This window comes from Pseudoalteromonas fenneropenaei, from assembly GCF_042643375.1.
Taxonomy (GTDB): domain Bacteria; phylum Pseudomonadota; class Gammaproteobacteria; order Enterobacterales; family Alteromonadaceae; genus Pseudoalteromonas; species Pseudoalteromonas fenneropenaei.
The window spans coordinates 45,767-60,068 of sequence record NZ_JBHRSD010000014.1 but is presented as its reverse complement, the minus strand read 5'-3'; the positions used below and the strand labels follow the sequence as shown (position 1 = coordinate 60,068).

The following is a 14,302-nucleotide window of genomic DNA, read 5'->3' as shown; positions in this document are numbered from 1 at the left end:
ATGTAGTTGTACTAAGTTAATCGCTAACTCATTGAAAAGGCGCCAAATCTGGCGCCTTTTTGGCTTAAAATTGTCAAAAACAATTGGCTGTTAAGGCAGCAAATCTATGCCAAACATTTTAACTACCCAAGCAAATAGCCAAAAGCATCCAACTGTGACCACTGCACTTAACCCTAAGGCAGGCCAAAAGCCAAACTTATTGATCAGCATTGGAAACAATAAAAACATCGGTAGCGTTGGCACCACATACCAAAATGTATACCACGCATGGTTGGCAATTTTTTCATTAGGTTGTTGCTCAACATAAAGCCAAATCATCGCCAAAATCGTCACCATAGGTAGCGCTACTAACAATGCACCCAATTTATCGCTGCGTTTGGCAAGCTCCGACACCGCTACAATAATCGCAGCGGTGATCAGATATTTAGTTAAAATCCACGCCAATTGCTTATCCCCTTAGTGTTATATTTACAAGATTATCACTTAACTTAACGATTGCACAAAACACTATTCGCCAGTCACCACAGGTACAAACCACAGCCATGCGTTAGATGGCTAGGCCAACTTAGTAGGCGAATGATAATATGGCAGTAAAAAACTAGGCGGATAAAAACTTTGCATATCCTTATAACGGGCAGCGCAGGTCGAGTGGGGCGCGCAATCTACATTTATTTAATGCGCGAACACCTAGTCACCGGCTTAGATACAACCCCTTGCTCAACCACAGATATAATCGGCGATATTCGCGATGAGCAGCTAGTGGCAAAAGCGCTACAAGGTGTTGATGTAGTGGTACATACCGCTGCTTTACATGCCCCACATGTTGGCCTTGTAAGCGAACAAGCGTTTATTGATATTAATCTCACTGCAACGCTTAACTTAGTAAAACTTGCCAAGCAAGCGGGTGTAAAACAGTTTATTTTTACCAGCACCACCGCCTTATACGGTCATGCCTCGACACCAAGCAATTGCGCTGGGTGGATAAACGAAACCGTTACGCCTCAACCAAAAACCATCTACCACCGCACAAAAATCGACGCTGAACATGCACTTTTAGCGTTTTCACGCCAAACCGCCATGCCAGTTACGGTACTGCAAATGTCACGCTGCTTTCCAGAGCGAGCTGATCTAATGGCCGTTTATCGCCTGACCAGAGGCATAGATGTACGTGATGTCGCAAGCGCCCACGCCTGTGCTATTCAAGCGCAACTTACTGGCTTTAACCGGTTTATTATTTCTGGCAAAACCCCATTTTCCCAAGAGCATTGCACCGATTTATATCACCAAGCAGATAAGTTGCTGCAACAATACGCACCCAACCTTTGCCACGCATTTGCCGCACGTAATTGGCCATTACCAACCCGTTTGGACCGCGTATACGACTCAAGCCGCGCACAACAACAATTAAACTGGCAACCAAAGCACGGCTTTGACGCGGTGCTAAAGATGTTAGATGAAAATATTCCGGAAGTTTTGCCTGTGATTAGATAGTTAGTAGCGGCGAAAGTATGTTAGCAACAATCTGCAATTACCTACTCACTAAGCTTGAAACAGAAGTGCTTGTTAAGCGCGTGTGTTTGGCCACCGCCAAACACTTAGCAGCCAAATCAACCAACAAGCAGGATGATGAACTGGTAAAAGCGTTGGATAAAGCCCTTAATTAAGAGCTTCAACGTTACTATTTGTAACTTTTTAAATCTGAAACTATCCTGATATTCATGGCAGTCTATTGTGAGCGATTTGCAGACGCTTGACCTTTTCCCTTATCGGCTATCCATTTGCAAGTTTCCTGTATAGTTAGGAAAACGAGCGATTTGGTCGTTTTTATCCTCAAGCAATTTTAGCTTTGAAGGCATAAAGCTATTTGTAGCAATAAGTTATCCAATATGATAGAAACTCGAGACGGTTCACGGCAGAAAAATGACCGAATCGCTCGTAGATTAAGATTGTTATAAATTCGGAGAGATAGTTTGGAGTATTTAAGCCCATTTTTATTGAGCGTAGTAAGCTCAATATCCACTGTTGGTATTTTGGCTTTTGTGGGCTACATCTTCCGTTCATGGATTGTTGAAAGATTAAAGGCTTCCATCAAACATGAATATGATCTAAGGATGTTGGAAATAGAGAGCCAGCGAGAAGTACGACTCAAAGGTGAGATTGTAGCAGAACTACTAGCCGAATGGATAAAGAAAAACGGCTCCCATGATTATCACCAACTGAACCGGCTGTCTTTCCAAGCCTATCTTTGGCTTCCAAAAGAGCTGGCTGAAGATTTGTCCAATTCTTTAGCTCATAAGCAAGGCGCAAAAGATGTTCGCCTTCTCTTGAAGGAAATTCGGACTTACCTTCAAGGTGAAGACGATGGTCTGGCTTCATGGCATGTTATCGTTTTCGATGAACCTGATATCCGTGGCTTGTCGTTTTCGAGCAGCCAAATTACCAGTGATGCAAAAGTGAAGAAAAGGCCGCAGTTGTAACAAATTTACAACAAGCGCATGTTGTCGGACTGTTTTTCCGCTGCGCTCCAAGCCAGCCGCAAATGCGGGCGTTGAAGACCCGCTTTTGGCACTTTACAGATTGTTAAGGTTGTCTATATTCAAACAAAAAACGCCCCGTTAGGGCTAAAATCACGCTGCTTTGTCCTTTTCAACAGCTTCATAATTCAACATAATATCGCGAAATCTAAAGCGATCACTCATTGGAATAGTTCCCAACCATAACTTTGATTAGCTCTGATACCTTGACTAATTCCTAAAGATTTTAAAACTGAGTTGCAAGCCATAATCAGCAGAACGGAACATCATCAAATCATCAATTTAACATAACGTAATTTATAGGTTGTTATATATCTGCATGTATATGCTCTTCCTCATGAACGTTACCAACCCAAAAGCCACCGCTCCGCGATGGCTTTGAGCTGTGTTAGCAATTAATGCTGTTGCCAATATTTGGCGTAGAGTTTTGGGAAGTCGAGTTTGAGTTGTTTTGGTTTGTCTTTGAACTTTTTACCTTGTGGCGCAAAGTTTACTACGCTGTGGTATGGCAGTTCGTCGCCATTACGCGATTCATACAGTAAACCGGCGACCAAATCGAGCTCATCACAATATGGGTATGGTAAACCATCTTTAATGGGCATGGCTTGGTAGTCGGCCAATTCGTCTGGTTGGGATTTTGCTAAAGCAACAACGGTTTCGCCTTGGCTAATGAGCCAATTGCAGAAATCTAAAAAGTCATACTCGGTATTACAACCACACAATACATACGCCGCAGCCCAAATATCCCAGTGCCATAATCCGCGTAGTTGCTTAGTGTAAAGCGCGTCAAACTCTGCCAGCGCTGAATCGTTAAGCGCCTCCAAACGGGTTTTTAACTGCTCATTGGCTGAGTTTGATAGGTCTAAATCGGATAATGTGACTATTTGCCAGAACTGCGATATTTCCATGATTGTGCTTGTGTTAAGGACTCAAAACGTTATTTTAGCATAATCAATTCAGCGGCATAAAGTTTGACGATGAGCAGACTGAGTCAAAAGTTATCTCTGTACCGTAAATATTCGCCTTCTAAAGGAAAAGGCCTTTGCAGTTGCCGCTGTAAGCGATTCTTCTACTCTTAGCGTTATCTGGTTGTTGCGCTTTCTAAGATGAGCGCGACATAAAGTCACGCCTACACCTTAAAAACGGGGCTTTGTGCCCCGCTGTTAGCTTTTATTTCGGATTAGCCTGTAATGATACGCAGCATACGACGTAGTGGCTCGGCAGCGCCCCATAGTAATTGGTCACCGACAGTAAAGGCTGAAATATACTCAGGGCCCATTGCCAGTTTACGAATACGGCCAACAGGAATCGTTAACGTACCGGTGACTTTCACTGGAGTCAGTTCTTCTGCAGTAATGGTGCGGTCGTTTGGCACCACTTTTACCCACTCGTTGTGCGATGCCAAAATCTCTTCAATTTCAGTCACGCTCAAATCTTGCTTAAGCTTGATGGTGAGTGCTTGCGAGTGGCAACGCATTGCGCCGATACGCACACATAAACCGTCGATTGGCACTGGGTTTTTGCTTGAGCCTAAAATCTTGTTAGCTTCAACACCCGCTTTCCATTCTTCTTTACTTTGGCCTGATGGCGTTGGTACGTCAATCCAAGGGATCAGACTGCCCGCTAACGGTACACCAAATTGGTCTTTTGGTAGCGAATCCGATTTGAGCTTATCCGCCACCAGCTTATCAATTTCTAAAATTGCACTTGCAGGATCAGCTAATAAGTCAGCCACTTCAGCGTGGATAGCGCCCATTTGGCTAATTAGTTCGCGCATATTCTTAGCACCGGCGCCGCTGGCTGCTTGATAGGTCATAGGGCTAACCCATTCAATTAAATCGCGCTCAAATAGACCACCTAATGCCAGTAGCATCAAAGATACAGTGCAGTTACCACCTACAAAGGTCTTAACGCCCTGCTCTAGCCCTTGCTCAATCACGTCTTTATTGACTGGATCTAACACTATGATGCTATCGCTTTCCATTCTCAGTGCCGATGCTGCATCAATCCAATAGCCATTCCAACCGCTTTCGCGCAGCTTTGGATACACCTCTTTGGTGTAATCACCGCCCTGACAGGTGATAATAATATCCATACCTTGTAATGCAGCGATATCGTAGGCATTCAGGAGTGGAGTTGCTTCCCCCGCAAAATCAGGACCTAACTGACCTGCTTGTGAGGTGGTAAAGAAGGTTGACTTAATCTTGGCAAAATCGCCCTCTTGTTGCATACGCTCCATTAACACAGAGCCAACCATACCACGCCAGCCTACAAGTCCTACTTTATTCATGTTTATTTACCTTAAGAAAAATTAAAACTAATGATTTATTGCGCGAGTTTTAATTGTGAGGAGCTAAACATAACATTGCTCTATGATCGCTACCAGACGTATTCGTTATATATAAGTTTTTTTCAAGTAGGCACAAAAAACCCCGCAGAGCGGGGTTTGGATACAACATGTAAAGGTTTGTTCAAACGGCGAAATTCGCCAATAGGAACTCTGTTATTCTAGCATAGACAAAAATCTACACCAACAAGCTTAAAACTCATAACTATAGCTAAGACCAAAGTTAATCCCTACATCTTTGCTACGAACGGCCACCTCAGATTGTGTAACTTCTTGAGATTCATTAAGTAAATTCTTTATTTTGAATTTTACTTTAGAGTTAAAGTCTGGATACCAAGTATAAACCATGTCAAGCGAGTGGAACGGTTGCTCGTAAGCATCAGCAGTGCCAGATAAACCTGCAGCGAGGATACGTTCACCGAAGACGTTGTAGACTAAACTGCCGCTATGCTGACCATCAGCAGAATCATAGTTTAGCTGCAGGTTCACAACGTATTTTGAATGTCCAGTCATACGCTTGGTTGGGTTAGTCAAGTTACCCGCATAGGCAGGATCTATCGACGCTTCAGAATCACTCAGGGTCACGTTACCGCTTGTAAAAAAGCCCGTAGCTAGCCAATCAAGATCTTGTAGCCACTCAGCCTCAATACCATAAACTTTAGCTGTTTCACCGTTAACAAAAGACGCTGAATAATCCTCATCACCAATTCTTAACACAGTTTCAATCGGAGACTTAATGTCTTTGTAGAACGCACCGACAGAAACTGAATTGCCTGATTCGCCATAATATTCGTAGCGAAGATCATAGTTCTTAATTGGGCTGCTCTTTAAGCCCACAGAGCCAAATGTACGAATATCAGTTAATGGATCAAAATAAGCAACAGGTACAACTTCACGAAGGTCAGGTCTTACAATTGTTTCACCATAACCTAAACGAACTTGATGTTGTTCATTTGGCAAATAGGTCAAAGATAAAGCTGGGTAGATGTCATCTTCGACAATACTACCACCCTTTATCTTCTCTTCACTGTAGAAGATCTCAAGATCTTCACGCGTGAAGATTAGACTCGAAGTACCGATTGATGTCTGTTTAAACTCTTCGTAACGAAGACCACCACTGACACGGAATACGTTATTGAATAACGCATCAAACTGAAAATAACCAGCATCAATTTTTTGTGCAGCGATATAATCATCCGCATCTGGTGCAGTCGGTTCGTTGAATGAAAGCAGAATACGTTGGCCAGCAAGGAACTCATCCGTCAAGTAACCACTGGTTTTTAACGGATCGCTCGCTACTTCAAGCGCAAGACCTGTGCCATTGTTTACGGCAAACGCACTCGTCGTATAAACACGAGCGCGGTCAGAGAAGTCATAACCACCTTTTAGCTCAAGTTCAACACCATCAAAGCTAAGTGGTAGCGATAGATTACCTGTGGCAGATTTAACATGATCTTCCATATCTGTGTATGAAAAGAATACTCGGTTGTCATCACCTGTGATTTGGGAGTTTTTGTATACGCCGCCTTCGTAATTGTCTCTGAAGTTATATTTAACGCTTGCGGGGATCTCTGTAGTCGCTTCCGATTCGCTGTATTGCCAATCAAAACCGATTCCCCAATAATCCATAAAGGTATGCTGACCAGTAAATTGGCTAACATCTAGCTTGCGTTTCTCGTAATCAAATTTGTGTGTGCGATTCGCTCTTCCATCGTTAACGATAGTGAAAACAGTACTACCAGCTGGGCTCTGTAAGGTCGCAAGCTCGCTTTCTGTTTCTTCATCAACTAAGTAAAGTTTCATCGCTGACAATTTGTGACCGTCAATCTTATAACCGACGTTAAATGTTCCGTTGTAACGCTCATTTTCAGTAGTCACATCAGACGACTTAAAGGTGTTAAAACATGAAGCTGAAACATCTTCTGGAGTTTGTAGCGTGGTGGCACACCCTTTTTCAGCACCCTGGGCAATAACGCCAGTATCTCGATGCTCAAATTTATTTTCTTTATCGATAGCGGCTGTGAATAGGAAGCCAATTTCACCGCCTAGATAGTCCTCAGAGAAACTATTCCCAATATGGAATTTCGCGCCTAGGTTTGGGTCAAGGCTGTCCTTTTTAACTCCAAAATCTCTAGGAAGCTCTCTTAATAGCGATTGGTTGATAGCGATAGCTTGCTCAGAACGAGTACCATTTTCATTATCAGTCAGGCCATCTTTTTTAATAATATTACCAAGAGAAAAATCACCACGGTATTTAACTATCGCTTCGCTCAGAGCCTTCGGAATACTAGCCGTACTGCCACTGAAGGTATAACCATCACTAGCCTCGGAGTTTTTACCTGCACTGAGTTCCAAACCAGCCGTAAACTCTGCAGGAACGCTTTTAGTGCGAATGTCAATATTACCGCCACCAAATGCAGCAGGCATATTTGGCGAATATGCTTTTTGTACCGCCATACTTTCGATAATGCTAGCAGGGAAAATATCCAACGGCACAACATTGCGTGTTAAATCAGGACTAGGAATGTAAGCACCATTTAAGCGAGCACTAGAATAACGCTCACCTAATCCGCGCACGTAAATGAATTTTCCATCAACTAATGTGAGACCTGTTACACGTTTTAAAGCTGAAGCGGCATCACTATCACCAGTTCTTGACAGTTGTTCAGAACCTAAGATATCTGCAACGAATGCTTGGCTTTTTCGCTCTTCAATAACTGCAGCGGCGCTACCCTGTAAGCGGCTACCAACAGCTACAACTTCCTCAATTTCCTGCTGTTCTGCGGCTTGAACATAAGTTGTAGAAGCAGCAAGAGCTAAATAGATTGCAAGATGCAATTTATCAAATCTGTAATTACTAACCATTTTTTCAACCCAATGCCTATTAAAAAACAAGGCGCCTTGAAAGCCTTACTAGGCTGGCGCCTTCAAACCAGTGAAATGGTTATCTAATTAGTCTTGAGACGCTGCAGTTAGAGCAGTTTCGACCCACTTATACCAGTTTGAGCTAGTATCTTGATCAGATACCGCACCAACATAGTTAACGCTGTCGAAGAATGAGCTATCTAGCGAGCTTAGGTTGTTAGCAGTAACAGTTAGGTCGGCAGAGCCTGTTGCAGTCGCGAAACCGTTGTCTGCTAGTAATACGGCATTTTCGCCAACACGTGCGTTAGCACCGCTATTGTCGAACCATGCGGTCTTTGCTACACCAGTTAGAGAGGATGGTTCTTTACCACTGTTGAACGTGCCATCTGCATCATCAAACTCTTTAGCACACGCCATAACAGAGTTGTTAAATACGATTTTGTCCGCTTGCTTCTCACCATCGCTTGAGAAGTGTACACAAGATGTTTGTGTAGCTGCTGGTTTCAACACTAATACGTTGTAGAAATGAGCGTTAAACTCATCATCAAACTTGAAGCCAGTTGATGGGTCTGTATCACGTACTGATAAACCATCTGTAGTAATAACAGTAACGTTTGCAATTGTTGGGTTAGAAGGCGCAACTTCTGGTGTAGAGGCACCTTTAACACCATCGGCTTCAAAACCACCATTACCCATGTACACAGTTTCACCTTCACGAGTGGTTACGGTACCGTGTTTAATGAATAAGAATTGTGCTTTGCCTTGCCAGCCCGCATCAAAATCGAAAGAGTCATCTTGCGTGTCTGTGACTACAATGTGTTTTAGCGTCGTTGCACCACCGAAAATCTCAATGCCATCATCAAAGCCTTGATGAATGTGGATGTAATCGAAACTAGAACCTGAGCCAACCGCGTTTAATGTTAGTGAGTTAAGGTCATCACCTTCCCCACCTACACGAGGGCCTGAACCTGCATACCAAATTTTTGCGTATTTAATGCTGCCGCTTGAGTCTGCATTGTCTTTACCACCGAAGTAGCTTGTAATACCTTCTGAAGGAACATTACAAGTTGCAGCCGCACGTTGTGCGTCAGTACACTGATCTGTAATACCTTTACCATTGATGATGATACCACCCCAATCTGCGTAAAGGGGACCTTTACCTTCATCATCAAAACGAGCGAAAGCTTTAGAAGAAGTAAAGGTGATAGGCTTAGCAGCTGTACCTACTGCTTGAATTTTTGAACCACGAGCAATACGAATTATCGCTTCACCAGAGCTGAATGCAAGAGTTGCACCTGGCTTAACCGTCATCGTTGCACCTTGTGCTGGTACTTCAAAACCTTGAGTAGTATCGCCATCAGCACCAATCATTAGTGCATCAGCAAATAAGTGAACACCACCGTTCGGTAATTCTTCAAAAGTAATATTGCTCGTGATCGAAATATTCTTACTAGCAAAAGAGTCATTATACAAACAATCTTTGCCGTCAAAAACGCCTTCAACTGAACCTGCGTCGCTAGTATAGCTTGCACATTTAACTTCTGCAGTCTGATCACCACCATTGTTAGAAGTATTATTTGAGTTATTAACACTGTTATCAGTAGTAGTGCTGTTGTCATTAACTGTAGGCGTCACATTAATGTCACCACCACAACCAGCAAGCAATAATGCAGTCGTTACTAAGCTTACTTTAAACAACCCAGAAAGTTTCATCCTATTCTCCAAATAATTCTATTATTAAGCGTATAAAAAGCTGGTTACACATTAAAGTTAAGTCATGACAATTTGGTTACAATTTCACTAAAGTTAAATTACAACACAACCATATATTGAATAAATATTTCATTAACAATTCAGTGCCAATATTGTGCAGCCAATTTGGCAACACAACATTAAAAGGAAAATATTAATGAAAAAGACACTCTTATTATCATTTGCTTTGGTAAGTGGCGTTGCTAATGCTCAACTTGTCACATGTACGGACTACATAAAATCAATTGATATGCAATCTGATGGTAACGTTTGGATTTACCCAGAACGCCATGAAACAATTGAATTAGAGCCTACTCATAAAGATTTTTATGAGTATCTAGGCATTATGTACTACGCAATGCAAAATAATAAAAAAGTGGTTTACACCTCTGATAATGGTGAGGGCTCAAATAAATGCCATGATGCAACAGAGTCTTTATTCCCACTTTATGAAATCATCCGTGTAACTAATTAAGCTTTCACGCACGATAAAAAGCCACCCTAGGGTGGCTTTTGGTGGTTGCGATATTTAAACACTTTACAAAAGTGCTGTTTTTAACGTTTCAGAATGTAGCTTTTCATTCTTCACATACTTAATCCATTGCTGGGCTAATTTTTGTGAACGAACATGTTTTTCTGCTTGTTCAAATGCCAATATTGAAGCATCAAAATTTTGTAAACTAAACTGCGCCATACCTAATGCGACATAAGCATTTGCTTCAGAATCTAAGCCACCTTTATTTAAAGCCGCGCGTACCGCGTCCGCAGCTTCTTCGAATTTCTCTAAGGTGATATAGATTTCAGCTAAACGCTGATCATATTTACCGTGCTCACTGGCTTTTGCCGCAGCAATAAAGTAATTAGTCGCTTTGCCATATTCTTTAGCTTGCGCAAAAGCTTCTGCCACAAACGCATTATTTTTGGCGTTGTTTTCGACCACATTAGCCTGCAAGCCTTTGGCATAAAGTGCCGCCGCTTTATAAGGCACACCACTCATTAAGTAGGCTTGCGATAGTTGCTGGTAGTCAGATTTTGATTGGATAAAACCTTGCTGATAAGCCGATTCCAAAATGGCGAGCTGCTTTTTCTCTTCACCAATTTCGCCATACATCCCACCTAACTGTACCCAATACATCGGCTTGTTGTAGAGCTTAACCATTTTTTCCAATACTTTAACCACATCTTTTGGTTGGTTCATGGAATAGTACAGCGCACGTTGTAGTACCAACCAGTTTTCGTTTGGCACTTCATTCTTCGCTTCTGTCAGACCAATCGCGACATTGATGTTTTCAAGCGCATTTTTGTAGTCTTTCATCTGGTAATAGGCTTGCGACTTCAATACAAAGTAGTTATCAGACTTAGGCTGGGTATTAATTGCATCCCATTGCTTTAGGTAGTCGATGACTTTATTGTACTGCTCATTTGCCATCGCCAGCTGCGCTAAGCTAAAGGTGGTCGTCAGTGCCAAAGATTCAGGAATTGCATCTTGCGCTATCACTTGCTCAAACGACGCTATCGCCTTATCTAACTGATTTTGGTTGTAATAAATAAAGCCATAGAAGTTGTACATCATCGCCACTTCATAGGCGTTCATACTATTCATACGTCCTTTAACTGTATCAAGCGCAGCCAAACCACCAACGATATCACCGTCGTCCGCCAGCTTTTGTGCTCTTGCTAATTGGCTGTAAACCTTTTCTCGAAGCGCAGGAACACGCTTAGTTTTGGTTTCAGCATGCGCTTTGCCAAATTCTACACCCGGTAAAATACTGACCAAACTGGGTAGCGCGAGCATGGATGCAAACGCTGCGGCATAAATACTGACTTTAATTACTTTATTCATAGCTTCCCCCGGTTAACCGTCGATCTGGAAGGAAATTTTGTTTTGCACACCAGCCACTTCAACTGCCTCGCCATTTACAACGCGTGGCTTATATTTGAATTTCAACGCGGCATCCATAGCGGCTTGGTTGAAAATCTCTTCTGGTTGCGCTTCAACAACGATTGGGTCGCGCACTGTGCCTTGCTTTGTCACGATAAATTCAACGATAACAAAACCTTCGATACCACGAGATAACGCACGACGTGGGTACACAGGTGCTACTTTCACGATAGGCAAATATTCACCATCGCTTGATTCTAATGCCAAACCTCCACTGAGATTGACATCTGCATCCACATTGGCTGAAAAATCAAAACCATTGCCCATTGCAGCTAAACTATCGCTTTGCGGCGCGGGTGAGTCCATCGGTGGTGGCGGCTCTTTCGGCGTTGGTGGCTTTTCTGGCTTTCGCTCTTTCTTTTGTACCGTTTCTTCTTTCTTCAAACGGACAAAATCAAGCACTTTGCCTTTGGCCGGTTCAGTTGTGGCACCCTCACCACCGGTGATAAGTGCCTGCATTCCTAAAAATAGGAAGAAAGTAACTAAACCAGCGATAACTAGAGCAACTAGATAACGCATGACTTCCTCTTTATGCTTCCTGAGCGGCGATAGATACGTCATAGGCGCCCGCGGCACGCGCTGCATCCATGACTTTAATTAAGGTGTCTGTGGTGGCTTTTTTATCTGCCTGAATAACCACGCTGCCCTGCGGATTTTCGGCTTTCAAACGTTCGATATTGGCTTGCACCGCACGAATATCCACTTGGCGCTTGTTGATCCACACTTCACCTTTTTCTGAAATCGCAACTAGGATGTTGGCGCGGTCTTTTTTCACCGCAGTAGCGGCTTCTGGGCGGTTTACATCAATACCTGCTTCTTTTACAAATGAGGCGGTAACGATAAAGAAGATCAACATGATAAATACCACGTCCAACATAGGCGTCATGTTAATTTCTTCGGTTTCTTCTTCTTGGAAAACTTTAGCTAAAGGTGCTCTCATGATTGTTTCCTCATCGACCAAGCCTAGTGGTCGAGCAATAATTTATCTTCAAGTAGTTCAACTTCACGTTTGGCTTTGCGCTGTAAAAATGTTGCTGCAAATACACCAGAAAGTGCGCCAACCATACCTGCCATGGTTGGGATAGTGGCTTTAGACACCCCTGATGCCATGGAGCGAGCACTACCACTACCTGTAATGGCCATAACGTCGAACACCTCAATCATCCCAGTCACCGTACCAAGCAATCCTAACAATGGGCACAGTGCAACCATGACATTGATGTAAGACAGGTTTTGATTTAACTGCATACCCGCACGGGAGATCATCGCCTGACGAATTTGTTCTGCGTTCCAACTGTTGCGCTCCGCACGGTTGAACCAAGCTGCGGTAAGGTCTTTACGATAAGCGCGGTAGCCACCAAACACATACATAAAGCGCTCTAAGATCAATAACCACATCACAAATATCAACAGACCGATGGCCAGAAGAACCTGACCACCTGTGTCTAAGAACTCCCGCAGTGCATTGATTGCTTCAATCAATAGAACCACGATTACGCTCCTTTTTCGCTACGCTCTGCGATGATGCCAGCTGACTGCTCTTGAAGAATTAACAACAAGTTACGTGAGCGAGTATTTAAAATGGTGTAGAGGAATACAGTCGGGATAGCAACCACAAGACCAAGTACCGTTGTGACTAGAGCTTGAGAAATACCACCCGCCATCAGTTTCGGGTCGCCAGTACCAAATAAAGTAATCGCTTGGAAGGTATTAATCATACCGGTTACCGTACCAAGTAGACCTAATAACGGCGCTACCACAGAGATAATTTTGATAAGCGTTAGGTTACGCGTGATTTTTGGCATTTCACGTAAAATCGCTTCGCTTAATTTTAGCTCTAAAGTGTCATAGGCCACATTGGGGTATTGCTCTTTAACTTTCATCACACGACCCAACGGATTATCTTCACGCGCAACAGTGTCTTTAAGTTGGCGATTGATTTTTGCACCCATGATCATCAGTGCGAAGAAACGCTCAAGGGCGATAAGTAATGCCACTAAGCCCACTGCGATAATCACATAACCTACTGTATCACCTTGGTGAATTTGCTCTTCCGTAGTTGGCGCTTGAACCAACAGACCAAGGATTGAACCACCCGTTGGGTCTAATGCGAAATCTACTCGACCTGATTTAGCCGCTTGAATATCGGCAGCCGTTTCAGTGAAACGAGATACTGGTTGGCGGGTTAGTTCAGACAAAGTATTGGTTGCTGGGTTGAAGCTTAGGTATTTACCATCGGCAACTAAGTTGAACGCACCAATGCGTACCACTTCTTTGCTTTCTTTGGCGCCACCAGCAACGATAACTTCACTGTTGAAACGCTTCACTTTACCTTGTTCAGTCATTTCACGCTGAATTTCGAACCAGACTTTTTCGATGTCTTCAATTGACGCAAGGCGAGTTGTTGAGCCCATTTTTTGTGCCAATTCATTCATAAAGTCGCTACGACCTTGAATTTCAGCGGAAACAGTCGAGGTGCTGAATTTATTACTACTGTCGCCTGCTACTTGTTGTAACACACCGAACAGCTCTTTTAACGAACCCATGCGCTTAGAAAGCGTATCAGTCAAATTCGCCAGCTTGATTTCGTTTTCTTCAAAACCGGTTTCAAGACGCTCTGACTCCTGTAACTTAGCGTTACGGTCTTGCTCAAGGTCGCGGAGCATTTGTAGTTGCTTTGATTCTTGGGCTTTAAAATCTGCTTCACGCTGACGGTTTTGTTGGTTTTGTGTGGCTTGGCCTTGCTCTAAGGTCTTTAACAATGAATCTAAGTTCATTGCTTCTTCAGCCATCGCACCGTTTGAAAGCGCTACTGTTGCTGCCAATACCGCAGCTTTAGAGAATTGTTTGAATAATTGCATG

General features: G+C 43.1%; 14 protein-coding genes. 4 read left to right on the top strand and 10 right to left on the bottom strand.

The annotated features are described in order from the left end of the window. Positions 1 to 90 precede the first annotated feature (90 nt). On the bottom strand, positions 91 to 444 hold the full coding sequence (locus ACFOEE_RS08495) for a DUF3147 family protein (RefSeq protein ID WP_377123177.1): 354 nt from the start codon (positions 442 to 444) through the stop codon (positions 91 to 93). A gap of 171 nt (positions 445 to 615) precedes the next feature. Between ACFOEE_RS08495 and ACFOEE_RS08490 the strand changes: the two genes are divergently transcribed. From ACFOEE_RS08490 to ACFOEE_RS08480, 3 genes are all read left to right on the top strand, one after another. Beyond that, complete coding sequence (locus tag ACFOEE_RS08490) at positions 616 to 1,491, top strand: NAD-dependent epimerase/dehydratase family protein (protein WP_377123175.1); 876 nt, start codon at positions 616 to 618, stop codon at positions 1,489 to 1,491. A 17-nt stretch (positions 1,492 to 1,508) separates the two neighbouring features. After that, positions 1,509 to 1,664 carry a hypothetical protein gene (locus ACFOEE_RS08485; protein ID WP_377123173.1) on the top strand — a complete coding sequence of 52 codons (156 nt, stop codon included), beginning with the start codon at positions 1,509 to 1,511 and terminating at the stop codon, positions 1,662 to 1,664. A 306-nt stretch (positions 1,665 to 1,970) separates the two neighbouring features. Beyond that, the gene (locus tag ACFOEE_RS08480) at positions 1,971 to 2,477 is read left to right on the top strand and encodes a hypothetical protein (protein WP_377123171.1); all 507 of its coding nucleotides are present in this window, start codon (positions 1,971 to 1,973) and stop codon (positions 2,475 to 2,477) included. Between the two features lie 452 nt (positions 2,478 to 2,929). Here the strand turns inward: ACFOEE_RS08480 and ACFOEE_RS08475 are convergent, their stop codons facing one another. The 4 genes from ACFOEE_RS08475 to ACFOEE_RS08460 all read right to left on the bottom strand — a co-directional run bounded on the left by ACFOEE_RS08475 (position 2,930) and on the right by ACFOEE_RS08460 (position 9,459). Next, on the bottom strand, positions 2,930 to 3,442 hold the full coding sequence (locus tag ACFOEE_RS08475; RefSeq protein ID WP_377123169.1) for a DUF4240 domain-containing protein: 513 nt from the start codon (positions 3,440 to 3,442) through the stop codon (positions 2,930 to 2,932). A gap of 272 nt (positions 3,443 to 3,714) precedes the next feature. Further along, on the bottom strand, positions 3,715 to 4,824 hold the full coding sequence (gene asd / locus ACFOEE_RS08470) for an aspartate-semialdehyde dehydrogenase (protein ID WP_377123167.1): 1,110 nt from the start codon (positions 4,822 to 4,824) through the stop codon (positions 3,715 to 3,717). Between the two features lie 249 nt (positions 4,825 to 5,073). After that, on the bottom strand, positions 5,074 to 7,746 hold the full coding sequence (locus ACFOEE_RS08465; protein WP_377123165.1) for a TonB-dependent receptor domain-containing protein: 2,673 nt from the start codon (positions 7,744 to 7,746) through the stop codon (positions 5,074 to 5,076). Between the two features lie 87 nt (positions 7,747 to 7,833). Further along, positions 7,834 to 9,459, bottom strand: a complete 1,626-nt coding sequence (locus tag ACFOEE_RS08460; RefSeq protein WP_377123163.1) for a hypothetical protein — start codon at positions 9,457 to 9,459, stop codon at positions 7,834 to 7,836. A gap of 196 nt (positions 9,460 to 9,655) precedes the next feature. On the opposite strand from ACFOEE_RS08460, the gene ACFOEE_RS08455 reads away from it, so the two are divergent. Further along, a complete protein-coding gene (locus ACFOEE_RS08455) occupies positions 9,656 to 9,973 on the top strand; it encodes a hypothetical protein (RefSeq protein ID WP_377123161.1) in 318 nt (105 codons plus the stop codon). 63 nt (positions 9,974 to 10,036) lie between these two features. Here the strand turns inward: ACFOEE_RS08455 and ACFOEE_RS08450 are convergent, their stop codons facing one another. Genes ACFOEE_RS08450 through ACFOEE_RS08430 form a run of 5 tightly spaced genes read right to left on the bottom strand, consistent with a single transcriptional unit; the run spans position 10,037 to position 14,301 of the window. Beyond that, entirely contained in the window at positions 10,037 to 11,341 is a 1,305-nt protein-coding gene (locus tag ACFOEE_RS08450; RefSeq protein ID WP_377123159.1) for a tetratricopeptide repeat protein, read from the bottom strand. Between the two features lie 12 nt (positions 11,342 to 11,353). Next, entirely contained in the window at positions 11,354 to 11,959 is a 606-nt protein-coding gene (locus tag ACFOEE_RS08445) for an energy transducer TonB (protein WP_377123157.1), read from the bottom strand. Between the two features lie 10 nt (positions 11,960 to 11,969). Then, positions 11,970 to 12,380, bottom strand: a complete 411-nt coding sequence (locus ACFOEE_RS08440; protein ID WP_377123155.1) for an ExbD/TolR family protein — start codon at positions 12,378 to 12,380, stop codon at positions 11,970 to 11,972. Between the two features lie 23 nt (positions 12,381 to 12,403). After that, positions 12,404 to 12,931: a MotA/TolQ/ExbB proton channel family protein gene (locus tag ACFOEE_RS08435; RefSeq protein ID WP_377123153.1), complete on the bottom strand. Its 528-nt coding sequence runs from the start codon at positions 12,929 to 12,931 to the stop codon at positions 12,404 to 12,406. 2 nt (positions 12,932 to 12,933) lie between these two features. Next, positions 12,934 to 14,301, bottom strand: a complete 1,368-nt coding sequence (locus tag ACFOEE_RS08430) for a MotA/TolQ/ExbB proton channel family protein (protein ID WP_377123151.1) — start codon at positions 14,299 to 14,301, stop codon at positions 12,934 to 12,936. Between the last annotated feature and the right edge of the window lies 1 nt (position 14,302).

Bases quoted from the DNA above. Each gene is read 5' to 3' on its own strand.
- ACFOEE_RS08485 (WP_377123173.1), top strand. From the start codon at position 1,509: ATGTTAGCAACAATCTGCAATTACCTACTCACTAAGCTTGAAACAGAA.
- ACFOEE_RS08475 (WP_377123169.1), bottom strand. From the start codon at position 3,442: ATGGAAATATCGCAGTTCTGGCAAATAGTCACATTATCCGATTTAGAC.
- asd (WP_377123167.1), bottom strand. From the start codon at position 4,824: ATGAATAAAGTAGGACTTGTAGGCTGGCGTGGTATGGTTGGCTCTGTG.
- ACFOEE_RS08465 (WP_377123165.1), bottom strand. From the start codon at position 7,746: ATGGTTAGTAATTACAGATTTGATAAATTGCATCTTGCAATCTATTTA.
- ACFOEE_RS08460 (WP_377123163.1), bottom strand. From the start codon at position 9,459: ATGAAACTTTCTGGGTTGTTTAAAGTAAGCTTAGTAACGACTGCATTA.
- ACFOEE_RS08455 (WP_377123161.1), top strand. From the start codon at position 9,656: ATGAAAAAGACACTCTTATTATCATTTGCTTTGGTAAGTGGCGTTGCT.
- ACFOEE_RS08450 (WP_377123159.1), bottom strand. From the start codon at position 11,341: ATGAATAAAGTAATTAAAGTCAGTATTTATGCCGCAGCGTTTGCATCC.
- ACFOEE_RS08445 (WP_377123157.1), bottom strand. From the start codon at position 11,959: ATGCGTTATCTAGTTGCTCTAGTTATCGCTGGTTTAGTTACTTTCTTC.
- ACFOEE_RS08440 (WP_377123155.1), bottom strand. From the start codon at position 12,380: ATGAGAGCACCTTTAGCTAAAGTTTTCCAAGAAGAAGAAACCGAAGAA.
- ACFOEE_RS08430 (WP_377123151.1), bottom strand. From the start codon at position 14,301: ATGCAATTATTCAAACAATTCTCTAAAGCTGCGGTATTGGCAGCAACA.